Below are 26,941 nucleotides of genomic sequence, written 5' to 3' on the forward strand. Positions count from 1 at the left end.
GCAACGGATCATGGCTAGTTTCCTCTTCCGCAGAATCGGCGCGATGCTCCTGCTGCTTCTCGTCGTCAGCTTCATTACCTTCACGCTGTTCCAATTCGGTCCCGCGGACCCCGCTTCCGCCGCGTGCGGCCAGGAGTGCACTCCCGATCGCGTCGAGCAGGCCAGGGTGGCGCTGGGCCTGGACAAGCCCTTCTTTGTCCAGTACCTGGCCTTCCTTTCGGGGCTGGTCGGTCCGCGCATGCTCGGGGCCCCGGGCGCCGAGCAGTACTGTGCCTGGCCTTGCCTCGGGAAGAGCTTCCAGACCAACGAGAACGTCACGGACATGGTTGCCAATGCCCTGCCGTACACGTTGTCGCTGGCCGTGGGCGCCGTGCTGTTGTGGACGATCTCGGGCGTGGGCCTCGGGTTGTACGCCGCACTGCGGAAGGGGAAACTAGCCGATCGCATCATTGTCGGTGCCTCGTCGATCGGTGTTTCGCTGCCGATCCCCGTCACCGGACTGGTGCTGTTGCTGGTCTTCGTCGGAACGCTGGGATGGTTTCCGTTCACCACCAACCAGATCCGGTCCCCGTTCGGCGAGGCGGGGTTCGGCGGCTGGACCGCCAACTACTTCCTGGCCTGGGTCGCCCTGGCGGTGCTTTTCTCGGCACAGTACGTGCGCATCACCCGAAGCAACATGATCGAGACCTTCTCAGAGGACTTCATGCGAACGGCACGGGCCAAGGGGCTGGCGCGCCAAACCATCGTGTTCAAGCACGGCGTGCGGGCCGGCATCACTCCGATCATCACGATGCTGGGCCTGGACCTCGGCGCGCTGCTGGGCGGTGCGGTGCTCACCGAGCAGATCTTCTCCGTGCCGGGACTGGGCTTCACCGCGGTGCGCGCGGCCACCAGCGGGGATTTGCCGGTGACCATGGCCATCACCATGCTTGCCGCCTTCTTCATAATTCTTTTCAACGTGATCGTGGACGTGTCCTACGCGTTCATCGATCCGAGAGTCAAGGTGGGCTAACCATGGAACCGATGCTGACGGTCAAGAACCTGAGCGTAAGATTCCCGACCGACGACGGACACGTGGCGGCCCTGAACGGCATGGACCTGACCTTGCATCGCGGGGAGACCGTGGGCCTGGTGGGCGAGTCAGGTTCCGGGAAATCCGTGACCAGCCAGGCCATCATGGGCCTGTTCAAGGAGACCCGTGCGCAGGTCGAAGGGGAGATCACCTTCGAGGGCACGGACCTGCTGGCCCTGGGGGAGGACGCCATGCGCGCCTACCGGGGGAAAAAGATCGGCATGATCTTCCAGGACCCGCTCTCGGCCATGCACCCCTTCTACACGGTCGGGTCACAGATCGCCGAGGCCTACCGGGTCCACAACAAGGTGTCGAAAAAGGCGGCCCGCGCGGTGGCCATCGAGATGCTGGGCAGGGTGGGCATTCCCGACCCCAAAAGGCGGGTGGACAGCTACCCCCATGAGTTCTCCGGCGGCATGCGCCAGCGCGCCATGATCGCCATGGCCCTGGTCTGCGAACCGGAGCTGCTGATCGCCGACGAACCGACCACTGCACTGGACGTCACCGTCCAGGCCCAGATCCTGGACCTCATCTCCGAGCTGCAGGCCGAGACGAACTCCGCTGTCATTTTCGTGACCCACGATCTGGGCGTGGTGGCCCAGCTGTGCCAGCGCGTGGTCGTCATGTATGGCGGCCAATGCGTCGAGCAGGCCACCGTGCGCCAGATATTCAAGCACCCGTCCCATCCCTACACCCGAGGACTGATGGCCTCGATGCCGCACCTGTCGGGCGAGGGCGACCGGCTGACACCGATCCCCGGCTCCCCGCCGGCGCTCCTGTCCCTGCCGCAGGGCTGCATCTTCGCCGACCGCTGCCAGTTCGCCCAGCTGGTTCCCGACAGCCTGTGCACCACGATGCGACCCGGCCTGCTGGTCGAGGGCGGGCATGCAGTGCGTTGCCACGCCCACGAGCTGGACCTGCTGGGCGAACACCACCTGATCGGAGCGGGATCGTGAACACGCCACTACTCGAGGTCACCGACCTGACAAAGCACTTCCCGACCAAGGGGACCATGGGCCGGACCACCGGGGTGGTCAAGGCAGTGGACGGCGTGAGCTTCACGCTCCAACGCGGAACGACGCTCGGCCTGGTTGGCGAGTCCGGCTGCGGAAAATCCACCACCGGCAAGGTGCTCATGCGGCTGCTGGATCCCACCAGCGGCAGCATCAAGCTGGACGGCGAGGAGGTCACCGGCCTGCGCGGCGGGCAGCTGGACGGATTCCGCCGGCGCGTGCAGATGGTCTTCCAGAACCCCGCCTCGTCGCTGAACCCGCGCCAGTCGATCGGCGCAACCATTGCGGCGCCCCTGGTCGAACAGCGCATCAAGCCCCCGGGCGGCATCAAGGCCACGGTGATGGACCTGATGGACAGGGTGGGCCTGCGCCCCGAGCACGTCAACCGTTTCCCGCACGAGTTCTCCGGCGGCCAGCGCCAGCGCATCGGCATAGCCCGGGCGCTGGCCCTGGAACCCGACGTGGTGATTTGCGACGAGCCGGTCTCCGCGCTGGATGTCTCGGTGCAGGCCCAGGTGGTGAACCTGCTCAAGGACATCCAGCGTGACACCGGGGTCGCCTACATCTTCATCGCCCACGACCTGGCGGTGGTCAAGCACATGGCCGACGAGGTGGCGGTGATGTACCTGGGCAAGATGATGGAAAAGGCGCCCAAGCACCAGATGTTCGCCGACCCGCGCCACCCCTACACCCGCGCGCTGCTCTCGGCCGTGCCCAGCGTCGACCTGGACGCCGCGCTGACCGAGCGCATCCGGCTGGGCGGGGACCTGCCTTCGCCCAGCGACCCGCCCTCGGGCTGCGTGTTCCGTACGCGCTGCCCCGCCTACCAGCTGCTGGACGAGGCAGGCCAGGCCCGCTGCACCAGCCAGGTGCCCGCCGGCGAATTGGCCTGCCACTTCCCGCAGGCACCGATGGCCATGGCAGCCATCGCCCAGAGATAGCACGACCCCCGATGAACCACCTGGAAGGAACACCCACATGCTGATCAGCAACGCCCGTCCCTGGGCCGGAAAAGCCAGCGACATCCTGATCGAGGACGGCAAGATCGCCGCGATCACCGAGCACGACCCGACCCGCGAGCTTGGCGCGGAGGACGTCGAGGGACGTAGCCGGATCCTGATTCCCTCGTTCTCCGACGTGCACGTGCACCTGGACTCGACCCGCATCGGCCTGCCGTTCCGCAAGCACACGGGCCGCCCCGGGGTGTGGGGCATGATGAGCAATGACCGCGAGCACTGGCGGGACGCCGAAACCGGGTTGGAAGAACGCGTGGCCGAAACGCTGGAGCGCATGATCGCCCGCGGCACCACCCGGGTGCGCTCGTTCGCCCAGGTGGATGTCGACTGCAAGCTCGAGAAGTACGAGGCCGTCGTGGCGGCGAAGGAAAAATTCGCCGACCAGGCCGACGTGCAGATCATGGTGTTCCCACAGGCAGGGATCCTGCTGGAACCGGGCACCGAGAGGTACCTGGAGGACGCGCTGCGGGCGGGCGCCGACGTCATGGGCGGCATCGACCCCTGCGAGTTGGAACGGGACCCGGTGCGCCACCTGGACGTGGTGTTCGGGCTGGCCGAGAAGTACCAGGTCGAGGTGGACATCCACCTGCACGAAGCCGGCACCCAGGGGGTCTTTTCGGCCGACCTGATCGCCGAGCGCACCCGGGCCCTGGGCATGCAGGGCAAGGTCAACCTCTCGCACGCCTACGAGCTGGGCAGCGTCAATGCCGCAACCAGCCGCCGGCTGATCGACACGTTCGCCGAACTGGACATCTCGCTGACGTCGGTGGCGCCGAGCACCTCCAACCACTTGCCGATGGTGGACCTGGCCGAGGCCGGGGTGCGCTTCGGGCTGGGCGAGGACGGGCAGCGGGACTACTGGAGCCCGTACGGCAACTGCGACCTGCTGGACCGGACCTGGCAACTGGCCTTCGTCAACGGTTTCCGCAAGGACGAGCTGATCGAACACTCCCTGGCCGTGGCGACCATCGGCGGCGCCTCGATCATGGACCACGACGTGCCGCGCCTGGCCTCCGTGGCCGACCGCCCGGGCGTTGCCGTGGGCGACCGCGCCGACCTGGTGCTGGTCGACGGCGAGACCATCGCCTCCACGGTGATGGACCGGGGCACCGACCGCACCGTCATCCACGACGGGCGCGTTGTTGCCGACGGGCTGAAGGTCCTTTCCGTGGAACGCAGCCGCTAAGCACCGGCCGCCGCACGATCCATTGGCCGGCGGGGCCCGCCGGCCGTTGGGCCTTCCATGTAGCAACTGCAACTGCAACTGCAAGAACAAGAACAAGAACAAGAACAAGAAGCAGGGCAAACGGGCGATCGCGGCATTGCCGCACGTACCAACACGTACCAACATGAGGGAGCAGAAATTGGGTCGTATCACCCGGGTCAGGGCGGCATTCGTCATCGGCTACGCGGACGGGGACCACTGCATCTGGCCCAGGGGGGAGTTGGTGCACGAGGACGACGTCGTCGTCTTTGTGGGCCGCGGCTACGAGGGGCGCGTTGATGTGGAAATCGACGCGGGCCACGCCATCGTCTCGCCCGGGTTCATCGACCTGAACGCCCTGGCGGACATCGACCACGCGATCTTCGACTCGTGGCCCACGGGCGATAGCCGGCTGGGCCTGGCCTGGTCCCAGGAGTACCTGGCCGGCCACGGACCGGTGTTCACCGAAGAGGAAGAACTCTTCCGGCGGCAGTTTGCGCTCAGCCAGCTGGTGCGCAACGGCATCACCACGATCATGCCGATCGCCGCGGAGACCTACAAGCCCTGGTGCGAGGACTATGCCGACGCGGCGCAGTTGGCCGCGGCCGTGACCGGGATCGGGCTGCGCGCCTACCTGGGCCCCAGCTACCGCACCCACGTCCCCTACACCGACGGCACCGCCACGCTGCTCCACGAGGACGAGGCGAAGGGGCTGGACGGCCTGGCGCAGGCGATCCAATTCTGCCGGGACCACGAGGACACCGCCGGCGGGCTGATCCGCACCGCGCTGCTGCCGGCGCGCATCGAGACGCAGACCGAGCGGACGCTGAAAATGACGCGTGCCGCCGCCGACGAGCTCGGGGTCCCGGTCCGCCTGCACGCGGCCCAGGGCCTGTTCGAGGTCGGGGAAATTCTCGCCCGCACCGGGCTGCGCCCCATCCCGTACCTCGAGTCGATCGGGTTCCTGAAGGAGAAGACCTTCGTCCCGCACGCCTGGACGGTGCCCGGGCACCGCCACATGCCCGGGCACTTCGGGCAGGGCGACGACGTCAAGATCCTGGCCGAGCACGGGACCACCGTGATCTTCTGCCCGATCCCCACCGCCCACTACGGGGTCTGCCTGGAGGACTTCGATGCGTACCGGGCCAAGGGCGTCCGCGTGGTGCTGGGCACCGATTCGGCCCCGCCGAACATGATCCGCGCCATGGACCTGGCCATGGGAATGACCAAGGCGAGCACCGGGGACCGGACCAGTGCCCAGTCCGAGGACCTCTACCGGGCCGCGACCCTGGACCCCGCGGCCGCGCTGGGCCGCGACGACCTGGGACGGCTGGCCGCCGGCGCCCAGGCCGACTACTTCGTGCTGGACCTGGGCGGGACCCACATCGGGCCGCACGGGGACCCGGTCCGCACGCTGGTCATGAACTGCGACGGCCGTGACGTGACCCGGGTGGTGGTCGCCGGGCGGACCGTCGTGGAAGACAAACGGATCGTGACCGTCGAGACCGGCTCCTACGCCGGGCGCGCCCAGCGCTTCCTGGAAAAGTACATGGCCTCCTTCAGCCTCAGCGACTTCAGGAAGCGCCCGACGAACGAACTCTTCCCCTCCAGCTTCCCGCTGCGCTGACACCGGCCGCGCCTGAGGACGGTTGCCAAGGAGTGCGGGACAACCTGCGGCGGGATTGGCCGCCGGACCGTTGGCGAAGGATCAACAACCGCGGCGTGGCAAGGTGCTTTCCCGTTGCCGCTCCCTCATATGCTGGGGGCATGACAAGGATCCTGCACCTGGCCGAGACCGAACACTGGCTCCAAGCGAAGAAATCCGGCGTGTACAGCCGATCGACCCGCGGCGCGAGCCTCGAGGACGTCGGGTTCATCCACTGTTCCTCGCAGGAGCAGCTTCCCGTGGTTGCCGGGTTCATCTACGCGGACTATCCCGGGCAGCTGGTGGTGCTGGAACTCGACGGTCCCGCCATCGAGGCCGCCGGAATCGAGATCAGGCACGAGGACGGCGGCGACGGCGAGCTGTACCCGCACGTCTACGGCCCACTGAAACGCGAGTGGGTGAAGGCGGCCCATCCGGCGCGGATGGTCAATGGTGCGTTGGTGGTTGGATGACAGGGCTTGCCTGGGACGGTTACGTCAACGCCCGGGACCTGGGCGGGATGCCGGCTCCGCTCGCCCGGGACGGGGTCACAGTGTACGGCCGGATTGCGCGCGGGCCCCGTCGTGAGCGCCTGACGAGTGCGGGCTGGGCCGAGGCGCGTGCGTGGGGGATTTCCTCGGTCGTGGACCTGCGCTGCCCCTATGAGGTCGGCGTGCGGGACTCGGATCCCGTGGTTGCCGCGCAGGCGTTCGGGGACCTTGCGATCGTGAATGCGCCGACGGAGGACCAGACGGATCCGGCATTCCGGGAGGCCTGCTTCCCGATCCTCGATTCACCGGAATACTGGAGCCACAACTGGCGCCTGCAACCCCACCTGGTGCGGGCAACGTTCGAGGCCATTGCGTCCGCCGAGCCGGGCGTGCTGGTCCACTGCAGCGCCGGACGCGACCGCACCGGAATGATCTGCGCGTTGCTGCTGGGCAATGCCGGGGTCGATCCCGACGCAGTTGCCGGCGACTATGCCGCATCGGTCCGCGCCATGGCAGGGGCTGCGCACCACTCGCCGACAGTGGATCGCCAGGCAGAGTGGTCGCCGGAAGAGGTCGAGGTCTGGCTCGGCGGCAAGACCGCCATCGTTCGCGACGTGGCGGTGAATGCGCGGGACGTCCTTGACATGCTCAAGGTGCCGGCGGCGGTGAGCGAATCATTGCGGTCGATGCTCATCGACGGTTAGCCGGGCACGGCGGGAAGCCGTGGAAGAATCGACACATGGGATCGATGGAACAGACGGCAGGCAAGTCCAAACAACCCGTCGCCACGTGGACACTCATGGCCGCGGCACTTGCCATCACGCTGCTCCTGCCGGATTGGGCAGGTTCCGGAAGCCCGCGCTCCCCGTGGCTCCTTGCCTCGCCCGCCGTACTGGGGCTGGCCGGGGCGTTCCTTGCCGCGCGGCAAGACAGCCCGGGGTGGATGGTGGCCTCCGGTGTCTGGGGCATCGCATTGATTCCAGCGCTCATCTTCATCGTCACACTGGTCGGCGGACCGTAGCAGGGCTTATTTGCTGCGGGAAAGCGTCGTTGAAACGCCGTGAACCAACGCCTCTAGCGGGCCGCGGCGCCCCATGAACTTCAGCAGCAGCCCCAGCAACAGGGCGGCCACGACGTAGATGACGAACAACACGTTCCTCGGCAGGGGAGCCGAAACATCGCTGAAAAGATCCAGCGCCACCAAATGCCCTGCGTAAATGGTGAGGGTTGCGGCACCGGCTCCGGTCAACGGCCACAGCAGCATCTCGCCCACGCCGCCCAGCAGCGCGGTGAACGCCATGCACAGGAGTTGGGCCGCACCGAGGACCACCAACGCGCAGCCCGTCACATGCAGGACGTCCAGCGGTGCGCCGCTGTGCGGTGTGGAGATGGCCAGGAACCAGGGTGTGTCCATGGCACCGTCCAGCCGTTGGCCGGTCGCCAGGGCAACCTCTAGGCCATTGGCATTGAGCTCCGTTGCCGACCGAAGCGACTTGAGGGCCCCGGGGAGCTCCAGCAGCCGCTCGGAGGCAAGCTTTGATCCCACGGCCATCGCCGAGCCCGCAACCAGCAGGCCCAGCGCCACCGGTGGCCGGGAGAGGGCCAGACGGCCGACAAACAGGCCGGTGAGCAGGAAACCGAACCACACCAGCAACGGGTAGTAGCCGGTGAGAAAAACGTCCGCCGCGAACACCAGCGGGGTCGCAAGGTCCGTGAAACCGGGGGAGTTGCCCAACCTGAACGGATCCATGACCCCCTCGACCCACGGGCGCAGCACGTAATAAAGCAAGGGGGAGAGCAGCAGCCAGCCGGCGGCCCACCAGGCCAGCGTCCGCCGGCGCATGTTCAGGAACGGGACAGCGGCAATGAAAAGCAGCGCGTAGTGCACCAGGATGACCGCGACGTTCGTGTCCAGGGCAGCGAGGCCAAAGCCGATCAGGGCGATCAGCCAGGCCCGGATGAGCACGCTGCGCCGCAGGGCGCCGAGCCTGCTCGCGGCCGGGCCCGCGGCGCCGCCGGTGAGCAGCGCCAGGCCAACGCCGGCAAGCAGCACGAACAGGGCGGAGGCCCGTCCAGAAAAGAGGGTGGCGGCCCAGGACGGGGCAAACCCGTCGCCGGCGAGGGCCACCCGCAGCGGCAGGATATGCACGGCCATCATGCCAATGAGCGCGAGGGCCCTGGCCAGGTCCACGCCGAGGATGCGTGGTGATCCACCTGCGGGGCGTGAACCGCGGCTTCCGGCCTTGGCTCCCCGGGACGAAGTTTCGGTCATTGTTACAGCCTATTGCCTGGCGCCGAATGAACCCTTGGGGCGCGCAAAGTGTAACGTTGATGTCATGGCTGAATCTGCGTTGAATACCCCACGTCCGAATTACACCCTGGGAACGGTGCTCACCGCCATGGTGACCCCCTTCAAGGACAACGGGGAGGTCGACTACGAAGCAACCGCCAAGCTGGCGAACAAGCTTGTCGACGACGGCTGCGACGGCCTGGTGGTCACCGGCACCACCGGCGAAACCTCGACGCTGACCGACGAGGAAAACCTCGCCATGTTCGCGGCCGTGCGCGACGCCGTGGGCGACCGCGCCAAGATCATCGCCGGAACCGGCACCAACGACACCCGCCACTCCATCAGCCTCTCCCAGCGCGCCGCCGCACTGGGAGGCATCGACGGACTGCTGCTCGTCACCCCGTACTACAACAAGCCGTCGCAGGCCGGCGTCAAGGCCCACTTCGAGGCCGTCGCCTCCGCCACCGACCTGCCCGTCATGCTCTATGACATCCCCGGCCGCGCGGGCATCCCGATCGAACCCGAAACCATCATCGAGCTGTCCAAGCACCAGAACATCGTGGCGCTGAAGGACGCGAAGGCCGACTACCAGTCGACCACCACGGTGCTGGGCGCCACCGACCTCGACGTCTACTCGGGCGACGACGGACTGACCCTGCCACTGATGGCAGCCGGCGCCGTGGGCGTCGTCTCGGTGACCGCGCACATCGCCGCGGCCCAGTACCGCATCCTGGTCGACGCCATGCTCGCGGGCGACCTGGCCACGGCCCGCGCCACCCACTTTGCCCTGGACCCGATCCAGCGCGCCGTGATGAGCCACATCCAGGGCGCCGTCTCGGCAAAACACATTCTTCACTGGCAGGGTGTCCTGCCGAACACCGTTGTCCGGCTGCCACTTGTGGCTCCGTCGGAAGCGGAACTCGATTCCATCCGCACCGATTTGCGCGAGGGCGGATGGGAGCTCTAGAAAGGTAAGCAATTCATGACCGAATCTTCCGTTGGGGTCACCGAACCGGTGCTCCACTCCTTGCCGCCCAAGCTCCAACAGGGCACCTTGCGCATCGTGCCGCTCGGTGGCCTGGGTGAGATCGGGCGGAACATGGCCGTCTTCGAAATCGACGGCAAGCTGCTGATCGTCGACTGTGGACTGCTCTTCCCCGAGGAGCACCAGCCGGGCGTCGATGTCATCCTGCCCGATTTCAGCTACATCAAGGACCGCCTCGATGACGTCGTCGGGCTCGTGCTCACGCACGGCCACGAGGACCACATCGGTGCCGTTCCGTACCTGTTGCGCCTGCGCGGGGACATCCCGCTGATCGGCTCGCGGCTGACCCTCGCGCTGATCTCGGCCAAGCTGGAGGAGCACCGCATCAAGCCGGTGCTGCGCCAGGTTGTCGAGGGCGACGTGGAGACCTTCGGCCCGTTCGAGACCGAATTCGTTGCCGTCAACCACTCGATCCCGGACGCACTTGCCGTGTTCATCCGCACGGATGCCGGCAACGTGCTGCACACCGGCGACTTCAAGATGGACCAGCTGCCGCTTGATGGCCGCATCACCGACCTGCGCCACTTCGCGCGCCTGGCTGACGAGGGCGTCGACTTGTTCATGCCCGACTCGACCAACGCGGACGTCCCCGGCTTCACCACCGCGGAAAAGGAAATCGGTCCGGTGCTCGAGGGCCTGTTCGGCCGCGCGCGCAAGCGCATCATCGTCGCATCGTTCTCCTCACACATGCACCGCGTGCAGCAGGTCATCGACGCCGCACAGGTCCACGGGCGCAAGGTGGCCTTCATCGGCCGCTCGATGGTCCGCAACATGACCATCGCCGAGAAGCTCGGCTACCTGCACATACCGCCGGGAATCCTGGTGGACATGAAGAACGTGGACAAACTGCCTGACAACAAGGTCGTGTTGATGTCCACCGGTTCGCAGGGCGAGCCGATGGCCGCGCTCTCCCGCATGGCCACCGGCGACCACCGCATCCAGGTGGGCCCGGGCGACACCGTCATCTTGGCCTCCTCGCTGATCCCGGGCAACGAGAACTCGGTGTTCCGCGTGATCAACGGCCTGATGCGCCTGGGCGCCGACGTCATCCACAAGGGCATGGCCAAGGTGCACGTCTCCGGCCACGCATCTGCCGGCGAGCTGCTGTACTGCTACAACATCCTGCAGCCGCTGAACGTCATGCCGGTGCACGGTGAGACCCGCCACCTGATCGCCAACGCGCGCCTTGCGGCGCAGTCCGGTGTCCCGGCCCAGAACGTGCTGCTCACCGAGGACGGCTCCGTCGTCGACCTCAAGGACGGCGTGGCGAAGCTCGTCGGCCAGGTCGATTGCGGCTTCGTGTATGTGGACGGCTCCAAGGTCGGCACCATCACCGACGAGGACCTCAAGGACCGCGTCACGCTGGCCGAGGAGGGCTTCATCTCGGTGATCTCCGTGATCAACCGCCAGTCCGGCAAGCTGATTTCCGGCCCCGAGATCCACGCCCGCGGCGTGGCCGAGGACGACAACGTCTTTGACGAGATCAAGCCGAAGATCGCCGAAGCCATCGAGGATGCAGTGCGCAACAACCCGACGCACACCACCCACCAGCTGCAGCAGATCGTCCGCCGCGTCATCGGTTCATGGGTTTCGCGCAAGCTGCGCCGCAAGCCGATGATCGTGCCCGTGGTCCTGGAGGCCTAGGAGACGAACGCGGGGTAGTTCAATACCTCACATTGGCTCTCAAAAGCCCCCGGAACCCGCGCCGAACGCGCGGGTTCCGGGGGCTTTTGTGCGTGTAAATCCGGGCCGCCCCGCCCGATCCACGGTAGCCTTGCAATCATGGCCACCCGCACTCCCTCCGGCAACTCGAAGGCCCCTGCCCGCTCCTCGAGCGGCACCGGGTCACGATCCAAGAGCACCAAGACAGCAAAGAGCGCACCCGCTTCGCCCGTGCACGATTTCCCGCTGCCCGTGCGCATGATCCGTTCGGCCTGGATGGGCATCGCCCGGGTGGTGGCAGGCGCGTTCCGCAAGATCGGCCGCGACGTGCACCCTCCCTACGAGGTGCGCCGCGACGGCACCGGGCTGTTCCTTGTCATCCTGGCCATGGTCATTGCCTCGGTCGAATGGTGGGGGCTGCGCGGGGTGGGCTGGTACGGCACGTTCGTGCACTCGGTGGCCGGGGGTACCTTCGGCTTCATGGCGGCCTTCATGCCGCCGATCCTGCTGGTCGGCGCCGTCAGGCTCTTCCGCTGGCCGGAGGAACACCGCGCCAACAACCGGGTGGGCATCGGCCTGGCGCTGCTCACCGTGGCCGGGGCCGGCATCGCCCACGTGGTCGGCGGCATCCCGGCGCTGAACGCCCCCTTCGACGAACTCTGGGCCGCCGGCGGCGTGCTCGGGGCCCTGGCCACGGTCCCGCTGGCCGGGCTCATCAAGGCCCCCGGCACCATGGTGGCCATGATAGCGCTCGCGCTGTTGAGCCTGATGATCCTCACCGCCACCCCGCTCAAGCAGGTCCCCGCCCGCATCCGCGAGGGCTACGACAAGCTCATGGGCCAGGCCCCGGACGAGGCCCCGGCCCCCACCCGCCGCGGCGTGAAGCTCGACGCCGAGGAACACGACCAGTCCTACCTCTACGACGAACTGCCGGCGCCCAAGAAACCGCGGAAGAAGACGCGGCTCTTCGGCAAGGACCGCGACGCGGACGCGCTGGATTCAACGGAGGACCTCGCCGGGTACACCGGGGACGTCGCCTACGACAAGGCCGTCATCACCGACGACCACGGCCTGCCGCTGGCCCAGGACCCGTCGGTGGACCTCTACGACGAATCGGTCGAGCCCGAGTACCCGGAACCGTCCATCCGCCCCGGCGTGCGCCGGCCCACCAAGGCCGAACGCGACATGGCCGCCATCATGGAACAGGTCGGCCTGGGCCAGGAGCCCGAGGCAGACACCCAGGCGATGAGCGCGATCGACCTGACGAATTTCGATGCCGACGACGTGGCAACCACCGCCGTGCCGCTGGTGCCCTCGCGCCCGCCCGCGGCCCCGCTGCCGCCGATCCCGGCGCGCACCGAACAGCTCCAGCTCTCCGGGGACGTCACCTACACGCTGCCCTCCTCCGACTTCCTGCCGGCGGGCCCGCCGTCCAAGGAACGCTCGGAGGCCAACGACGCGGTGGTCGCCGCGCTCACCGACACCCTCACCCAGTTCAAGGTCGACGCCAAGGTCACCGGGTTCTCCCGCGGCCCTACGGTCACCCGCTACGAGATCGAACTCGCCCCGGGCACCAAGGTTGAGCGCGTCACCGCGCTGTCCAAGAACATCTCCTACGCAGTGGCCTCCTCCGACGTGCGCATCCTGTCCCCGATCCCGGGCAAGTCCGCGATCGGCATCGAGATCCCCAACGCGGACAAGGAAATCGTGGTGCTGGGAGACGTGCTGCGCAGCCACAACGCCCGCAAGACCGACCACCCGATGGTCATGGGCGTGGGCAAGGACGTGGAGGGCGGCTTCGTGGTCGCCAACCTTGCCAAGATGCCGCACCTGCTGGTGGCCGGTGCCACCGGCGCGGGCAAGTCCTCGTTCGTGAACTCGATGATCACCTCGATCCTGATGCGCGCCACCCCCGACGAGGTCCGCATGGTCATGGTCGACCCCAAGCGCGTGGAACTCACCGCCTACGAGGGCGTGCCGCACCTGATCACCCCGATCATCACCAACCCCAAGAAGGCCGCCGAGGCGCTGCAGTGGGTGGTCAAGGAGATGGACACCCGCTACGACGACCTCGCCAACTTCGGCTTCAAGCACGTGGACGACTTCAACAAGGCGGTGAAAAACGGCAAGGTCGTGGTGCCCGAGGGTTCCAAGCGCATCCTGAAGCCCTACCCGTACCTGCTGGTCATCGTCGACGAGCTCGCCGACCTGATGATGGTCGCCCCGCGCGACGTCGAGGACTCGATCGTGCGCATCACCCAGCTGGCGCGTGCCGCCGGCATCCACCTGGTGCTCGCCACCCAGCGCCCGTCCGTCGACGTGGTCACCGGCCTGATCAAGGCCAACGTGCCTTCCCGCATGGCGTTCGCGACCTCCTCGGTCACCGACTCCCGCGTGGTGCTCGACCAGCCCGGCGCGGAAAAGCTGCTGGGCCAGGGCGACGCGCTCTTCCTGCCCATGGGCACCTCCAAGCCCATGCGCGTGCAGGGTGCCTGGGTCACCGAGTCGGAGATCCACTCGGTCGTCGAGCACGTCAAGGGCCAGCTGAAGGCCGAGTACCGCAGCGACGTCGCCGCCGAGGCGCCCAAGAAGCAGATCGACGACGACATCGGAGACGACCTGGAGCTGCTGCTGCAGGCCACCGAACTGGTTGTCACCACACAGTTCGGATCCACCTCGATGCTGCAGCGCAAGCTGCGCGTCGGCTTCGCGAAGGCCGGCCGCCTCATGGACCTGCTCGAATCCCGCGGCGTCGTCGGCCCGTCCGAGGGCTCCAAGGCCCGCGACGTGCTGGTCAAGCCCGACGACCTGCCCGCGGTGCTTGCCGCGATGCGCGGGGACGACAGCCCGGTTGACGACGTCGTCCCGACCGCCCAGGAAGCTGCGCTGGCGGAGAATGCCAACGCCAACCACTACGGAACGGACCTGGTGGCGGAGGACCTCGACGGGTACGTCCAGGCAGTCGACTACCACGACGGCGCGGACGACGATGGCTCTGAAGACGCCTGGAACCTCACCGGAAGGTAACCTAGAGACGTGAGTGATTCCCCGGAAATCCCAGCCCAGAAGCCCGTTCCGAACCTGAACATCGCCAACGTGCTCACCACGTTGCGCATTGTCATGGTCCCGTTTTTCATCTGGGCGTTGCTGGCCGACGATCAGCAGTACGGCTGGCAGCGCTGGGTGGCCTTCGGGCTCTTCGCGCTGGCCATCTACACCGACAAGCTCGACGGGGACCTGGCGCGCAGCCGCGGGTTGGTCACCAACTTCGGCAAGATCGCCGACCCCATCGCGGACAAGCTGCTCACGGGCTCGGCCCTGGTGCTGCTCTCCATACTAGGGGAGCTGCCGTGGTGGATCACGGTGGTCATCCTGGTGCGCGAATGGGGCATCACGCTCATGCGCTTTGTTGTCATCCGCTACGGCGTGATGGCGGCCTCGAAGGGCGGCAAGCTCAAGACGGTGCTGCAGGCCGTGGCAATCCTGCTCTACCTGTTGCCGTGGACCCACACCGTGGCCTGGCTGGGCGTCGTGGCGGTAGCCGTGATGTGGCTGGCCCTGATCGTCACCCTGGTCACCGGCGTCGACTACCTCGTCAAGGCATGGCAGTTGCGCGCGCAGCACCTGGCAAACCCCGGGTCCAAGGCCTAAGCGGAAGCCGGAGCAACGTCCATGGATACACAACCCCAACAGGCAACGGGCAACGAGTTGGCCCGCGAAGTCATCGCGGGTGCGCTTGAGGCGGGTTTGACCCTGGCCACGGCCGAGTCCCTGACCGCCGGCCTGATTGCCGCGACGCTGGCAGAGGTGCCCGGCGCCTCGGCGGTGCTGCAGGGCGGGGTCGTGAGCTACAGCAGCGAGGTCAAGGCGAGCGTGCTGTCGGTCGACCGGGACCTGCTGAAGTCCGTGGGATCGGTCGACGGCGAGGTGGCCCGCCAGATGGCGGTGGGCGTCAGGGCATGCTGCCTCAGCGACGTCGCGGTTTCGGCCACCGGGGTTGCCGGCCCGGATTCCCACGACGGAAAGACGGTGGGTACGGTTTTCCTGGGCTTTGCCCATCCCGACGGAAGCGGATATGCCGAGTATCATTTTCAGGGAGATCGGGCACGGATCAGAGGTGAAGCCACCAGCGCAGCCTTAACACTGCTCATTTCCACGATTCGCTCAGTTGCCACTCAGGTTGATGGGGCAATGTAGCTATCGATGCGGTTTGTGACATAGTTGTTGACCCAATCAAGAATGTTGTGGAAAATCGACCCCGGCTCTGGATAGGGTGGGGGTCGTGGGAACAAACTACGATTATTCGTAGTTGTACCCCATGACGGGCACATCAAGTGTCCGCACCGATCGCCCCACAAAGGCAATAGGACCGGAGAACAAAGGCAATGCACATGGTCAAGCAACCAGTATCGGTAAACGGTGTGGTCCGTTGGCGTGATGTGGGCCTACAGAGCGAGGTCCGCCGCGAAAAAGAGGAGCGCAAGATGGTAGTCCTACGACACGAAATCGGTGACGTCCTCCGCGACGTTCGTCAACGTCAGGGCCGTACCCTGCGTGAAGTTTCCCACAGCGCTCGTGTTTCCCTTGGATACCTTTCCGAGGTCGAACGCGGACAGAAGGAAGCTTCGTCCGAACTGCTCTCCTCGATCTGCAGCGCCTTGGAGGTTCCGCTTTCGCTGATGCTTCGCGAAGTCAGCGACCGCGTGGCCATCGCCGAAGGCATCACCATCCCGGACACCGTTCCCGTGGATCTCACCAGCGAATTCGCAGGGGACCTCGGCAAGCGCCTTGCACCGAGCCACTAACCAACGTTTTTAGACCTCGGGTGGATGTGTGCCCCAGGGGATGACATTTGGCCTCCGGGTCCCGGCTTTCGAGCGGGGACCCGGAGGCCAAGTCTTTTAATCCCGGCCGCAATCCGGCGCACAGCGGGCGCGGGGCAGCACATGGCACAATTGCCCAGTGCGATTGAGTGATTTCTGGCGTCTGATGGATGACGAATTTGGTGCGGGCTATTCCCGCACGCTGGCTTCCAGCCTAGTGCTGGCCGAGGTTGGCGGGGTAACGGCCGTGGACGCGCTGAACCGCGGCACCCCGCCCAGGGCGGTGTGGCTGGCCATCTGCAACATACAGGATGTGCCGCCTGAGCGGCGCCTCGGCAAGGACCTTCCGCCCAAGGAGCAGTAGATGTTCGGGGACACCCGCTCTCAATGTTCGAATATCTGTTCGGAAGAGTGTATTGTTCATGGTGAAAGTTAGTTGGGCTGCCGTCGCCGGTTTTCCACAGCTTGAACACCCGAATACCAAAGTGTCGGCCAGTAGTCGTACGCTCGTGGACAGACAAAGAGTATTGGCCAATATGGCCCTAACAACCGAGGTGAATGATGGCCGCAGGTAACAATCGCGAGAAGGCCCTCGAAGCTGCACTTGCACAGATTGATAAGCAATTCGGCAAGGGATCCGTCATGCGCTTGGGCGACGACACTCGTGCGCCTATTGCCACCATTCCCACCGGATCGGTCGCATTGGATATTGCGCTGGGTATCGGCGGGCTTCCCCGTGGACGAGTCGTGGAGATCTACGGCCCTGAATCCTCGGGTAAGACCACTGTTGCGCTGCACGCCGTTGCCAGTGCCCAGAAGCTCGGCGGCATTGCCGCATTCATCGACGCCGAACACGCCTTGGACCCCGAGTACGCCAAGAAGCTTGGTGTGGACACCGATGCCCTTCTGGTGTCCCAGCCGGACACCGGTGAGCAGGCCCTGGAAATCATGGACATGCTCGTGGGCTCCGGCTCCATCGACATCATCGTGATCGACTCCGTGGCTGCATTGGTTCCACGCGCCGAAATCGAAGGCGAGATGGGCGACAGCCATGTCGGCTTGCAGGCCCGTTTGATGAGCCAGGCACTGCGAAAGATCACGGGTCGGCTGAGCCAAACGCGCACCACTGCGATCTTCATCAACCAGCTGCGCGAAAAAATCGGTGTGATGTTCGGTAGCCCGGAAACCACGACCGGCGGTAAGGCACTGAAGTTCTACGCCTCGGTCCGAATCGACGTTCGCCGCATCGAAACCTTGAAGGAAGGCACCAACCCGGTTGGTAACCGCACACGTGCCAAGATCGTCAAGAACAAGATGGCTCCGCCCTTCAAGCAAGCCGAATTCGACATCATCTACGGTCTGGGTATTTCCCGAGAGGGAAGCCTCATCGATATCGGTGTGGAGCAGGGCTTCGTCAAGAAGTCGGGCGCATGGTTCACCTACGACGGCGACCAGCTCGGCCAGGGCAAGGAAAACGCGCGGAAGTTCCTGCGTGACAATCCCGACCTAGCCAACGAACTTGAACGTCAGATCCTCGAAAAGCTGGGGATTGGCCAGGTCGCCAGCGACGACGGGGAAGATACGTTGCGCATCGTCAAGGATTCCTAGTTTCGTGAGTTCCAAACAGCACCAGGGCGGTTCGTCCGGTACCCCACAGGGTTCCGAACGACCGCTTTGGTCGTTTCCAGCCGACGGCAATTCCGAATGGGGAACGCCTGACGAAATGCCGCAATGGGCGCAAACGCCCGTTGCGTTTGAGGCCCCGCCGGCCGACCTCGCCCCAGGGCCGCCGGAACCGGAGAAGAAATTCGGTGAACGCCAAGCCTATGCCGGACGCAGCAAGCGCACCGGCCCGCGAGGCGATTCGGCATCCCGTGGCACCCGTGGCTCCCGCAACGGCACCGCGCGTTCGACCGGCACCAAAAGGGAAAGGCCCGCGGCCGAACCCGTCGAGCTGAGCGACGAGCAGTACGCAACCAAGGGACGTGCGATCCTCCTGCGCCAGCTCACCGCGTCATCAAAGAGCCGGGCGCAGCTGCTGAAAAAGCTGCTGGAAAAGGAAATCCCGGTTCGTATCGCCGAAGAGCTGCTCGACCGCTTCGAAGAGATCCAGCTGGTGGACGACAATTCGTTTGCCGAAAGCTGGGTGCGGGCGCGCGCCCGCAGCCGCGGACTCGCCCGTTCCGCCATCAGGCGCGAACTGCGCGGCAAAGGCATCGAGGGTGACATGGCGGAGAACGCCCTGGAGCAACTAGACGAAGAGTCCGAGGAAGCCACGGCCAAAGACCTGGTGGATCGAAAGCTGCGGGCCCCGTCCATGGGCGTGGACAAGGACAAGAGCGTCCGCAGGCTCGTGGGCATGCTGGCCCGCAAAGGGTATTCCCCGTCGATGGCATTCCGCATCGCCAACGAGGCGTGGGAAGAGCACTACGGCCAAGAACCTTACTAGGGCAAGCCGCTCCGGCTTGGGCTGATGAAGATTGGGTACCCTAGGAAGGTGACTGTGAGCATTTCTACTTCCACCGAAAGAAAACCAGCTGGTCCATTGCGCACATACGAGGTGCGAACATACGGCTGCCAGATGAACGTACACGATTCGGAGCGGCTCTCGGGCCTGCTGGAATCCACGGGGCTTGTCCCGCAACAGCCCGGTGACGGCACCGCAGACGTCGTGGTCTTCAATACCTGTGCGGTGCGTGAAAACGCCGACAACAAGCTGTACGGAAACCTTGGCCTGCTGGCACAGGTCAAGGAAAAGCACCCGGACATGCAGATTGCCGTCGGCGGCTGTTTGGCGCAGAAAGACCGCGAAACGATTCTTCGCAAGGCACCCTGGGTGGATGTCGTCTTCGGCACCCACAACGTCGGCTCGCTGCCGGCGCTGCTGGACCGGGCCCGCCACAACAACAAGGCCCAACTGGAAATCCTTGAGTCCCTGGAGGTATTCCCCTCCACGCTGCCGACCAAGCGGGACTCGGTGCATTCGGGCTGGGTCTCGATTTCCGTGGGCTGCAACAACACCTGCACGTTCTGCATCGTGCCGTCGCTGCGCGGCAAGGAACGCGACCGCCGCCCGGGGGAAATCCTGGCCGAAATCGAGGCCCTTGTCGCCGACGGCGTCATCGAAGTGACCCTGCTGGGACAGAACGTGAACTCCTACGGCGTCGAGTTCGGGGACCGGCTGGCTTTCGGCAAGCTGTTGCGTGCCTGCGGCGGGATCGAGGGGCTGGAACGCGTCCGTTTCACCAGCCCGCATCCCGCCGCGTTCACCGACGATGTCATCGAAGCGATGGCCGAGACGCCGAACGTCATGCCGCAACTTCACATGCCCCTGCAGTCCGGCTCCGACAAGGTGCTCAAGGAAATGCGCCGCTCGTACCGGTCCAAGAAGTTCCTGGGCATCCTCGAGAAGGTGCGCGAGAATATCCCGCATGCCGCGATCACGACCGACATCATCGTCGGCTTCCCCGGGGAAACCGAGGAGGATTTCCAGGCGACCCTTGACGTTGTTGCCGCATCGCGCTTTGCCAGCGCCTTCACTTTCCAGTATTCCAAGCGCCCCGGTACCCCCGCCGCCGAGCTGGAACACCAGCTGCCCAAGGCCGTGGTGCAGGAACGCTACGAACGCCTGACCGCGCTCCAGGACCGGATCTGTGCCGAGGAAAACGCCAAGCAGGTCGGCCGGACCGTCGAGGTCATGGTCACCGCCCAGTCGGGCAAGAAAGCCGCGGAAACCCAGCGGCTCAGCGGACGCTCCACCGACCAGCGGCTTGTGCACTTCTCGATTCCGGCGAGCGGGGAAACCCCTCGCCCGGGCGACCTGGTGACCATCCCGATCACCGAGGCGGCGGCCTTCCACCTGGTCTCCGACCCGGCGAGCCTGGCTGAGTACTCGGTTCGCCGCTCGCGAGCCGGCGACGCATGGGACCGCGCACAAGCTGACTCCTGTGGCGCACCCGCCACGGGTCCCTCCGGCACCAAGGGCGTATCCCTAGGCATGCCACTGCTGCCCACCAGAAAGTAGTCGTTGCACATGACTCTCCCGGTAATCGCCGTGATTGGACCAACCGGGACGGGTAAATCGGACCTCTCGATTGCGCTTGCCCGGGAACTTGGCGGGGAAATCGTCAATGCCGACGCCCTGCAGTTCTACCGCGGCATGGACATCGGCACGGCCAAGCTGTCCGTTGCCGAACGCGCCGGGATCCCACACCACCTGCTGGACATCATGGATGTCCGGGAGGATGCCAGCGTGGCCCGTTTCCAGGCCGATGCGCGCCGGACATTCGATGAAATCCGCTCCAGGGGAGCGGTGCCCATCCTGGTGGGCGGTTCGGGCCTCTACGTGCGTGCCGCACTGGATGAAATCGATTTCCCACCCACCGACCCGGAAGTGCGCCAACGCCTCGAGCTGGAGGCCCATGAGCACGGCCCGGGACCGCTGGCACGGCGCCTGGCCGCGGTCGATCCCGCCTCCGCCGCACGCAACCTCGATGAAAGGCGCATGATCCGTGCTCTCGAGGTTTACGAAATCAGCGGAAAGCCGTTCAGCTCCTTCATGCCGGAACGCGAGTACCACGCCCCGGCCGTACAGATCGGGCTGAACTTGGATCGTGCGCTGTTGCACCAGCGACTGGAGCTGCGTGTGGCGAAAATGCAGGAGCTGGGCTTGCTGGACGAAGTCCGCCGCCTGGACGCAGCAGGCCTGCGCGAGGGCAAAACGGCCTCGCGGGCCATCGGCTACGCACAGTTCCTTGCCGTGCTCGACGGGACCATGGAGGAAGCCGAGGCCGCAGAGAGGACCGTGATCGCCACCCGGCAGTTCGCCCGCCGGCAGGTCACTTGGTTCAACGCCGATGAACGCGTGCAATGGTTCGATCCGCTCAGCGCCTCATTGGTCGGTGACGTGCTCGAACGAATCCGTGCGGCCTGAAAGCCGCCGGGCGGCGTAGCAAAATGCGCAAGCAAGTTGCGCTGCCCGTATCCTTAAAGCCATGAGCATCACCGAACCCCTGTCCGCCCAAGGCGAGTCACTTCTGGCCGTCGCGGGGCCACTGAGCTACGCGAAGGGGCACGGCACCGGAAACGATTTCGTGCTCATCTCCGACCCCGCCAATGAACACGACCTGAGCCCGGTACAGGTCGCGGCGATCTGCGACCGGCACCGCGGGATCGGCGGCGACGGACTCATCCGTGCAGTGCCCTCCGAAAACCTGGCGGAGGGCCGTGAGATCCTCGCGACCCAGCCGGAGGCCCGCTGGTTCATGGATTACCGCAATGCCGACGGCTCGATCTCAGAAATGTGCGGAAACGGAGTCCGTGTTTTTGTCCACTTCCTCGTGAGCGAGAAGCTTGTCGACTTGCCGGTGGGAGCCGAGCTGTTCATCGGCACCAGGGCCGGTCTCAAGACCGTGACCCGGCTTGTCGATGGATACTCGGTGGACATGGGAGCCTGGGAATTCATTTACCCGGACGCGGCCGGCAAGGGCGGGCTCGACTCCGTCGTGCAGACCGAGGGGCTGCCGGTTCCCCGCGCAGCGGTCTCCGTGAGCATGGGAAACCCGCACACCATTGTGGCCGTGGCCAGCCAGACGGAGCTCGGGGAACTCAATCTCTTCACCACCCCCGTTGTCGACCCGTTGCCGCCCCACGGAACCAACGTCGAGTACGTGCTGCCCGGCGAACCCCTCGTCGAGGGCGGGCGCGGCAGTCTCCGGATGCGGGTGCACGAACGGGGCGTGGGCGAAACGCTCTCCTGCGGAACCGGGGCCTGCGCGGCGGCCGTTGCCACGCGGCACTGGGCCCAGGCCCAAGCCGTTGCCAACTGGGAAGTCACGGTTCCCGGAGGCGTGTTGGGGGTCCGGTTTGCCCACGGTGCGGGGGGTACCGAGCACGTGTTCCTCAGCGGACCCGCGGTGCTTGTCGCCCGCGGCAGCATTTCCGAGGCTTAAACACTTAAAACGTGAGGGCGTTGAACACCATGGTGTTCAACGCCCTCACGTTTTGCGCACGGGTATGCGCGTCTGAAGCTAGGACTCCTGCGGGCGGTGGATCCGGATCGTGCGGAAAGCCTTGTCCGTCGCGGTGCGTTCAACCGTCCAAGACGCGGGCAACACGGTTCCAATCCACTTTTGCAGCGAGTCGGCGCCCAGGTTCTTCTGGACGACGAGCCAGGCCGTTCCGCCCGGTGCCAGACGCGGCAGCCACAGCAGGAGCAGCTCGTGGAGCGCTTCCTTTCCAATGCGGATGGGCGGATTCGACCAGATGGTGTCGAAGGTGGTGGCCGGGTCGACCTCCTCGGGCAGCGAGGCCTTCACATTCCCAAGACCCAACGAGCGGGCATTGTCGCGCGTCAAACCGATGCTGCGCTCGTTGACGTCCACCGCGTAAACCGTGGCCTCCGGGGAAGCCAGCGCCATGCTCAGGGCGATCGGTCCCCAACCACAGCCGATGTCAAGCAGGTTTCCGGTCGTTGAAGGATCCGGAACCGACTCCAAGAGCACAGCCGTACCCTTGTCGATTCGGTCCGGGCTGAAGATGCCGCCGGAGGTTTCGACCTTGCGGGATGCACCGCCAAGTTCGACGCTGATGGTGCGGCGTTTTTCCGGAGTTGCCGGTTGCGCACTGAAATAATGATCCGAGCTCATGTTGGCAGGTTAACCGCCCGGAGGCCGCAATCCCAAACCGCGCACGGCGATGTGGGCCCATATTGGCTCATTCGGGGTGTGATTTACGTTAAGGCGAGCCGTGCCATGCAGTGATAGAGTTTTCCCTATGACTTTTCTGTAAGACGCACATTGCGCATTTTCAACGCACCAGACGGCTTCCAACGCCGAAGAATCTGGGTCTCTGCCACGCGCCGAAAAGTCATAGTTCAAAGTCTTCCCAAGCCATGTCTCACCAAATGAAAACACCCCGGACCGTAGTTTCCGGCTTCATGGCTCCCGCGAACTTCATTGACCCAGCATGCGGTGGACCCCTTCGAAACGATCCATCCAAGGACAACACATGCAATCTCATGATGATCAAGCACACGAATACGGCGCTTCTGTCGGCGCAGGGCACTATTCTGGAATACAGCACGCAAAGGGGAACATGACCAACTCACAGCATTCCGGTCCACACGACAACGACATGGACGAGGCACAGATCCAGGCTGCCATTGAAAGGATCCTTGCCAGCGACCATTCGGTTGCCGACAAGAGCAAGCATTTCGGGGCACCCGAGCACGAGGGAATCTTCTCGGGCCGAGCCCAGGCGCTTAGCAACCTGACCCGTGAACATTCGTCATTCGACGGTGAACAGGAAGATCTTGCCGAACGCCGGGCACTTCGCCGTGTCGCGGGGCTGTCCACCGAACTCGAAGACGTCACCGAGGTCGAATACCGCCAGCTGAGGCTCGAGCGCGTGGTGCTGGCCGGGATCTGGAATGAAGGCACCGCACAGGATGCCGAAAACTCCCTGCGCGAACTCGCCGCCCTGGCTGAGACGGCCGGCTCCGAGGTGCTTGACGGCATTGTGCAACGCCGTGCCAAACCGGACCCGGGAACCTTCCTGGGCTCGGGCAAGGCAATGGAATTGCGTGAGATCGTGTCCGCCACGGGCGCCGACACCGTCATCATCGACTCCGAGCTCTCCCCGTCGCAGCGCCGTGCACTCGAAGACGTCGTGAAGGTCAAGGTCATCGACCGGACCGCGCTGATCCTGGACATCTTCGCCCAGCACGCCAAGAGCCATGAGGGGCGCGCCCAGGTCGAACTGGCTCAGCTTGAATACCTTCTCCCGCGACTGCGCGGCTGGGGCGATTCCATGTCGCGCCAGGCCGGTGGCCGCGTGGGTGCCGCAGGTGGCGGCATCGGCTCCCGCGGTCCTGGCGAAACCAAGATCGAACTGGACCGCCGGCGCATCCGCGACCGCATGGCCAAACTTCGCAAGGAAATCAAGGGTATGCTCCCGGCCCGGGAAGCCAAGCGGGCAAACCGGAAGCGCAACGAAGTGCCCTCGGTCGCAATCGTCGGTTACACCAACGCGGGCAAGTCCTCGCTGCTCAACAGGCTCACGCATGCCGGCGTCCTGGTGGAAAACGCGCTCTTCGCGACCCTGGATCCCACGGTGCGACAGGCCGAAACCGGCGACGGACTGAACTACACGCTCACCGACACGGTGGGCTTCGTCAAGTCGCTTCCCACCCAGCTCGTGGAGGCGTTCCGTTCCACGCTCGAGGAGATCGCGGACGCGGACCTGATCCTGCACGTGGTCGACGCGGCGCACCCGGACCCGGAAGGGCAAATCCAGGCGGTGCGCACGGTGCTCAACGACATCGATGCCCGGAACATCCCCGAAATCATTGTGTTGAACAAGGCGGATGTGGCCGACCCCTTCGTGGTGGAGCGCCTGCGCCAACGCGAGCCGAACCACGTGATTGTCTCGGCCCGCACCGGTGACGGCATCGAAGAACTGCTGCAGAAGATCAGTGCGGCAATTCCGCGGCCCAATGTCCAACTAGAATTGATGATCCCCTACGATCGAGGCGACGTGGTCAATAAGCTCCACGGCGCCGAGGCTGAAATCTTGGCCATCGAACACACCGAAAACGGGACGCGCATGATGGTCAAGGTGCGCGAGGGCATGGCCGCGGAAGTGGAGCAATTTAGTATTCATGGCTGAGGAATCACAAGTCATAGCCCTGTTGGACGCTGCGGTGTCCTCGATGGGCGGGCAGAGCAGGCCGGGCCAGCACGAGATGGCAAAACAGGTCGTGCGCGCCATGGAAACCGGCGAGCACCTTTTGGTGCAGGCCGGGACCGGAACCGGAAAGTCGATGGCTTACCTGGTTCCGGCCCTTGCGCACGCCCTGGACTCGGAAAAGCCCGTGGTGATTTCGACCGCAACGCTGGCCCTCCAAGCCCAGATTGTAGGACGCGACGTTCCGCGGCTCTTGAAGTCGCTGAAGGATGAGCTGCCCCGCGAGATGGAGGTGGCCTTGGTCAAGGGCCGCTCCAATTACGTGTGCCAGTACAAGCTCGGCGGCGGCTACCCGGACGACGACGAGGGAACGCTGTTCTCGATCGAATCCGACGCCCCGGTGGCCGGCGGCTACGCGGACGGCCCGTCCTCCGCACTCGGGCAGGAAGTCGTGCGCCTGCGCCAATGGGCCGAGCGCACCGAAACCGGTGACCGCGACGACCTGACACCGGGCGTCAGCGACAAGGCTTGGCGCCAGGTCTCGGTCAGTGCCATGGACTGCCTGGGATCCCAGAAATGCCCGATGGCTTCCGATTGCTTCAGCGAGATGGCCCGCGCCCGCGCGGCCGATGCCGACGTGGTGATCACCAACCACGCAATGCTCGCGGTGTCGGCGTTCGAGGGCCTGGCCGTGCTGCCGGACTTCGACACGGTCATCATCGATGAGGCCCACGAACTGCAGGACCGGGTGACAAGTTCGGTGACCCGCCCGCTGTCGGTCAACATGGTCCAGACCGCCGCCTCGGCGGCCCGCAAGCATTGCGCGGTAAGCGTCGACGCGCTGAACCAGGGGGCCAAGGCGCTGCAGCGCAGCCTCGAAGGCGTCCCTACGGGCTTGATGGCCCGCGGCCTCAACGAGGAACAAGAAGCAGCGATCAACCAGATCGCCGAGGCCGCACGCGTGGTCCTTTCGGATTCGAAGCCCGAGGCCAATGCGCCGGCGGACGGCGGACGGCAGATGGCTCGTTCGCAGGTCATGTACCTGGTGGAGCAGTGCACCAAGATGCTTGAAATGACCGAGGAGCGGGAAGTCATCTGGGCTTCGCGCCCGGGGCATTTCAGCCCGGGGGAGGGCTACGTCCAGCCGGACGAGTCGAGCCAGCCGACGCTCAATGTCGCACCCCTGTCGGTCGCCGGCAAGCTTCGTGAGGGCCTCTTTGATGGTCGCACCGTCATCCTGACCAGCGCCACCCTGGCCATCGGGGCGGCCTTCGAGCCCGTCGCCGGCGCCTTGGGATTGGTCGGCGACGGCGCACCAACATGGAACGGCGTCGATGTGGGAAGCCCCTTCGACTACCCCAAGCAGGGCATCCTGTATGTGGCAAAGCACCTGCCCAAGCCGGGGCGCCAGATGTCGCAGGAAATGCTCAGCGAGATCGAAGACCTCATCAAGGCTTCCGGGGGAGGGGCCCTGGCGCTGTTCACCTCGCGCCGCGCAGCGGAGGAAGCAGCCGAGATCCTGCGTTCTCGGTTGGACATTCCGATTTTGTGCCAGGGCGAATCAAGCATGAAGGCCTTGGTCGACCAGTTCTCCGCCGAACCGGACACCTGCCTCTTCGGAACCATGACCCTGTGGCAGGGCGTCGACGTGCCGGGCAACGCGTGCCGCCTGGTGATCATCGACAAGATCCCGTTCCCCCGGCCCGACGACCCGCTTTCCTCGGCTCGCAGCCGGGATGTCGCCAAACACGGCGGCAACGGGTTCATGGCCGTGGCGGCGAGCCACGCCGCTGTCAGGTTGGCACAGGGTGCGGGACGCTTGATTCGTTCGGTCAACGACCGCGGAGTCGTGGCCGTCCTGGACTCGCGTCTGGCAACGGAACGCTATGGAAGCTTCCTGCGGGCCTCTTTGCCGCCATTGTGGGCCACCCCGGACAAGCCGACGGTGTTGGCCGCGCTGGAACGGCTCAACGAAACCTAGGAGACATTGCGGTC

Annotated in this window: 24 protein-coding genes; 22 read left to right on the plus strand and 2 right to left on the minus strand. The window is 65.5% G+C overall.

Features of this window, described 5'->3' with window-relative positions; all coding sequences use genetic code 11:
- Positions 1-10 precede the first annotated feature (10 nt).
- The 8 genes from JOF47_RS03525 (at position 11) to JOF47_RS03560 (ending at position 7,462) form a co-directional block, all read left to right on the plus strand.
- A complete protein-coding gene (locus JOF47_RS03525) occupies positions 11-1,012 on the plus strand; it encodes an ABC transporter permease (protein WP_209995992.1) in 1,002 nt (333 codons plus the stop codon).
- Positions 1,013-1,014: 2 nt separating this feature from the next.
- Positions 1,015-2,028: an ABC transporter ATP-binding protein gene (locus JOF47_RS03530; protein WP_209995994.1), complete on the plus strand. Its 1,014-nt coding sequence runs from the start codon at positions 1,015-1,017 to the stop codon at positions 2,026-2,028.
- Positions 2,025-3,026 carry an ABC transporter ATP-binding protein gene (locus JOF47_RS03535; RefSeq protein ID WP_342592702.1) on the plus strand — a complete coding sequence of 334 codons (1,002 nt, stop codon included), beginning with the start codon at positions 2,025-2,027 and terminating at the stop codon, positions 3,024-3,026. Before JOF47_RS03530 ends, JOF47_RS03535 begins: the two co-directional genes overlap by 4 nt.
- A gap of 37 nt (positions 3,027-3,063) precedes the next feature.
- On the plus strand, positions 3,064-4,287 hold the full coding sequence (locus JOF47_RS03540) for an amidohydrolase family protein (protein WP_209995995.1): 1,224 nt from the start codon (positions 3,064-3,066) through the stop codon (positions 4,285-4,287).
- Between the two features lie 163 nt (positions 4,288-4,450).
- Positions 4,451-5,932, plus strand: coding sequence for a chlorohydrolase family protein (locus tag JOF47_RS03545; protein ID WP_209995996.1), 1,482 nt, complete (start codon positions 4,451-4,453; stop codon positions 5,930-5,932).
- Between the two features lie 140 nt (positions 5,933-6,072).
- Positions 6,073-6,423, plus strand: a complete 351-nt coding sequence (locus JOF47_RS03550; RefSeq protein WP_209995997.1) for a DUF952 domain-containing protein — start codon at positions 6,073-6,075, stop codon at positions 6,421-6,423.
- Entirely contained in the window at positions 6,420-7,145 is a 726-nt protein-coding gene (locus JOF47_RS03555; protein WP_209995998.1) for a tyrosine-protein phosphatase, read from the plus strand. The genes JOF47_RS03550 and JOF47_RS03555 overlap by 4 nt, the downstream gene beginning before the upstream one ends.
- Positions 7,146-7,180: 35 nt before the next feature.
- Complete coding sequence (locus JOF47_RS03560; RefSeq protein ID WP_209995999.1) at positions 7,181-7,462, plus strand: hypothetical protein; 282 nt, start codon at positions 7,181-7,183, stop codon at positions 7,460-7,462.
- Positions 7,463-7,468: 6 nt separating this feature from the next.
- On the opposite strand, the gene JOF47_RS03565 is transcribed toward JOF47_RS03560, so the two are convergent.
- Entirely contained in the window at positions 7,469-8,713 is a 1,245-nt protein-coding gene (locus JOF47_RS03565; RefSeq protein ID WP_209996000.1) for a heparan-alpha-glucosaminide N-acetyltransferase domain-containing protein, read from the minus strand.
- A 64-nt stretch (positions 8,714-8,777) separates the two neighbouring features.
- Here JOF47_RS03565 and dapA point away from each other — a divergent pair, with 64 nt between their 5' ends.
- The 12 genes from dapA to dapF all read left to right on the plus strand — a co-directional run bounded on the left by dapA (position 8,778) and on the right by dapF (position 22,212).
- The gene (dapA, locus tag JOF47_RS03570) at positions 8,778-9,698 is read left to right on the plus strand and encodes a 4-hydroxy-tetrahydrodipicolinate synthase (RefSeq protein WP_209996001.1); all 921 of its coding nucleotides are present in this window, start codon (positions 8,778-8,780) and stop codon (positions 9,696-9,698) included.
- Positions 9,699-9,713: 15 nt separating this feature from the next.
- On the plus strand, positions 9,714-11,420 hold the full coding sequence (locus tag JOF47_RS03575; RefSeq protein WP_209996002.1) for a ribonuclease J: 1,707 nt from the start codon (positions 9,714-9,716) through the stop codon (positions 11,418-11,420).
- A gap of 138 nt (positions 11,421-11,558) precedes the next feature.
- The gene (locus JOF47_RS03580) at positions 11,559-14,465 is read left to right on the plus strand and encodes an FtsK/SpoIIIE family DNA translocase (protein WP_209996003.1); all 2,907 of its coding nucleotides are present in this window, start codon (positions 11,559-11,561) and stop codon (positions 14,463-14,465) included.
- Between the two features lie 9 nt (positions 14,466-14,474).
- The gene (gene pgsA / locus JOF47_RS03585) at positions 14,475-15,089 is read left to right on the plus strand and encodes a CDP-diacylglycerol--glycerol-3-phosphate 3-phosphatidyltransferase (protein WP_209996006.1); all 615 of its coding nucleotides are present in this window, start codon (positions 14,475-14,477) and stop codon (positions 15,087-15,089) included.
- 21 nt (positions 15,090-15,110) lie between these two features.
- Positions 15,111-15,635 carry a CinA family protein gene (locus JOF47_RS03590; protein WP_209996007.1) on the plus strand — a complete coding sequence of 175 codons (525 nt, stop codon included), beginning with the start codon at positions 15,111-15,113 and terminating at the stop codon, positions 15,633-15,635.
- Positions 15,636-15,829: 194 nt separating this feature from the next.
- Positions 15,830-16,243 carry a helix-turn-helix domain-containing protein gene (locus tag JOF47_RS03595; protein ID WP_209996009.1) on the plus strand — a complete coding sequence of 138 codons (414 nt, stop codon included), beginning with the start codon at positions 15,830-15,832 and terminating at the stop codon, positions 16,241-16,243.
- 157 nt (positions 16,244-16,400) lie between these two features.
- Positions 16,401-16,625: a DUF3046 domain-containing protein gene (locus tag JOF47_RS03600; RefSeq protein WP_209996012.1), complete on the plus strand. Its 225-nt coding sequence runs from the start codon at positions 16,401-16,403 to the stop codon at positions 16,623-16,625.
- 197 nt (positions 16,626-16,822) lie between these two features.
- Positions 16,823-17,869 carry a recombinase RecA gene (recA, locus tag JOF47_RS03605; RefSeq protein ID WP_210001373.1) on the plus strand — a complete coding sequence of 349 codons (1,047 nt, stop codon included), beginning with the start codon at positions 16,823-16,825 and terminating at the stop codon, positions 17,867-17,869.
- 4 nt (positions 17,870-17,873) lie between these two features.
- Positions 17,874-18,710 carry a regulatory protein RecX gene (locus tag JOF47_RS03610; protein ID WP_342592703.1) on the plus strand — a complete coding sequence of 279 codons (837 nt, stop codon included), beginning with the start codon at positions 17,874-17,876 and terminating at the stop codon, positions 18,708-18,710.
- A 24-nt stretch (positions 18,711-18,734) separates the two neighbouring features.
- Entirely contained in the window at positions 18,735-20,285 is a 1,551-nt protein-coding gene (gene miaB, locus JOF47_RS03615; RefSeq protein ID WP_209996014.1) for a tRNA (N6-isopentenyl adenosine(37)-C2)-methylthiotransferase MiaB, read from the plus strand.
- Between the two features lie 9 nt (positions 20,286-20,294).
- Entirely contained in the window at positions 20,295-21,194 is a 900-nt protein-coding gene (miaA, locus tag JOF47_RS03620) for a tRNA (adenosine(37)-N6)-dimethylallyltransferase MiaA (protein WP_209996016.1), read from the plus strand.
- Between the two features lie 61 nt (positions 21,195-21,255).
- Positions 21,256-22,212: a diaminopimelate epimerase gene (gene dapF / locus JOF47_RS03625; RefSeq protein WP_209996017.1), complete on the plus strand. Its 957-nt coding sequence runs from the start codon at positions 21,256-21,258 to the stop codon at positions 22,210-22,212.
- 78 nt (positions 22,213-22,290) lie between these two features.
- On the opposite strand, the gene JOF47_RS03630 is transcribed toward dapF, so the two are convergent.
- A complete protein-coding gene (locus JOF47_RS03630; RefSeq protein WP_209996019.1) occupies positions 22,291-22,908 on the minus strand; it encodes a class I SAM-dependent methyltransferase in 618 nt (205 codons plus the stop codon).
- A 448-nt stretch (positions 22,909-23,356) separates the two neighbouring features.
- On the opposite strand from JOF47_RS03630, the gene hflX reads away from it, so the two are divergent.
- Both hflX and JOF47_RS03640 read left to right on the plus strand, forming a co-directional pair.
- Positions 23,357-24,928, plus strand: a complete 1,572-nt coding sequence (gene hflX, locus JOF47_RS03635) for a GTPase HflX (RefSeq protein ID WP_209996021.1) — start codon at positions 23,357-23,359, stop codon at positions 24,926-24,928.
- A complete protein-coding gene (locus JOF47_RS03640) occupies positions 24,921-26,927 on the plus strand; it encodes an ATP-dependent DNA helicase (RefSeq protein ID WP_209996022.1) in 2,007 nt (668 codons plus the stop codon). Before hflX ends, JOF47_RS03640 begins: the two co-directional genes overlap by 8 nt.
- Positions 26,928-26,941 lie beyond the last annotated feature (14 nt).

The organism is Paeniglutamicibacter kerguelensis, from assembly GCF_017876535.1.
Lineage (GTDB): Bacteria > Actinomycetota > Actinomycetes > Actinomycetales > Micrococcaceae > Paeniglutamicibacter > Paeniglutamicibacter kerguelensis.

Excerpts from the sequence above, each read along its gene's own strand:
- JOF47_RS03525 (WP_209995992.1), top strand. The coding sequence starts at position 11 with ATGGCTAGTTTCCTCTTCCGCAGAATCGGCGCGATGCTCCTGCTGCTT.
- JOF47_RS03530 (WP_209995994.1), top strand. The coding sequence starts at position 1,015 with ATGGAACCGATGCTGACGGTCAAGAACCTGAGCGTAAGATTCCCGACC.
- JOF47_RS03540 (WP_209995995.1), top strand. The coding sequence starts at position 3,064 with ATGCTGATCAGCAACGCCCGTCCCTGGGCCGGAAAAGCCAGCGACATC.
- JOF47_RS03545 (WP_209995996.1), top strand. The coding sequence starts at position 4,451 with ATGAGGGAGCAGAAATTGGGTCGTATCACCCGGGTCAGGGCGGCATTC.
- JOF47_RS03550 (WP_209995997.1), top strand. The coding sequence starts at position 6,073 with ATGACAAGGATCCTGCACCTGGCCGAGACCGAACACTGGCTCCAAGCG.
- JOF47_RS03555 (WP_209995998.1), top strand. The coding sequence starts at position 6,420 with ATGACAGGGCTTGCCTGGGACGGTTACGTCAACGCCCGGGACCTGGGC.
- JOF47_RS03560 (WP_209995999.1), top strand. The coding sequence starts at position 7,181 with ATGGGATCGATGGAACAGACGGCAGGCAAGTCCAAACAACCCGTCGCC.
- JOF47_RS03565 (WP_209996000.1), bottom strand. The coding sequence starts at position 8,713 with ATGACCGAAACTTCGTCCCGGGGAGCCAAGGCCGGAAGCCGCGGTTCA.
- dapA (WP_209996001.1), top strand. The coding sequence starts at position 8,778 with ATGGCTGAATCTGCGTTGAATACCCCACGTCCGAATTACACCCTGGGA.
- JOF47_RS03575 (WP_209996002.1), top strand. The coding sequence starts at position 9,714 with ATGACCGAATCTTCCGTTGGGGTCACCGAACCGGTGCTCCACTCCTTG.
- JOF47_RS03580 (WP_209996003.1), top strand. The coding sequence starts at position 11,559 with ATGGCCACCCGCACTCCCTCCGGCAACTCGAAGGCCCCTGCCCGCTCC.
- JOF47_RS03590 (WP_209996007.1), top strand. The coding sequence starts at position 15,111 with ATGGATACACAACCCCAACAGGCAACGGGCAACGAGTTGGCCCGCGAA.
- JOF47_RS03595 (WP_209996009.1), top strand. The coding sequence starts at position 15,830 with ATGGTCAAGCAACCAGTATCGGTAAACGGTGTGGTCCGTTGGCGTGAT.
- recA (WP_210001373.1), top strand. The coding sequence starts at position 16,823 with ATGGCCGCAGGTAACAATCGCGAGAAGGCCCTCGAAGCTGCACTTGCA.
- miaB (WP_209996014.1), top strand. The coding sequence starts at position 18,735 with ATGAAGATTGGGTACCCTAGGAAGGTGACTGTGAGCATTTCTACTTCC.
- miaA (WP_209996016.1), top strand. The coding sequence starts at position 20,295 with ATGACTCTCCCGGTAATCGCCGTGATTGGACCAACCGGGACGGGTAAA.
- dapF (WP_209996017.1), top strand. The coding sequence starts at position 21,256 with ATGAGCATCACCGAACCCCTGTCCGCCCAAGGCGAGTCACTTCTGGCC.
- JOF47_RS03630 (WP_209996019.1), bottom strand. The coding sequence starts at position 22,908 with ATGAGCTCGGATCATTATTTCAGTGCGCAACCGGCAACTCCGGAAAAA.
- hflX (WP_209996021.1), top strand. The coding sequence starts at position 23,357 with ATGACCAACTCACAGCATTCCGGTCCACACGACAACGACATGGACGAG.
- JOF47_RS03640 (WP_209996022.1), top strand. The coding sequence starts at position 24,921 with ATGGCTGAGGAATCACAAGTCATAGCCCTGTTGGACGCTGCGGTGTCC.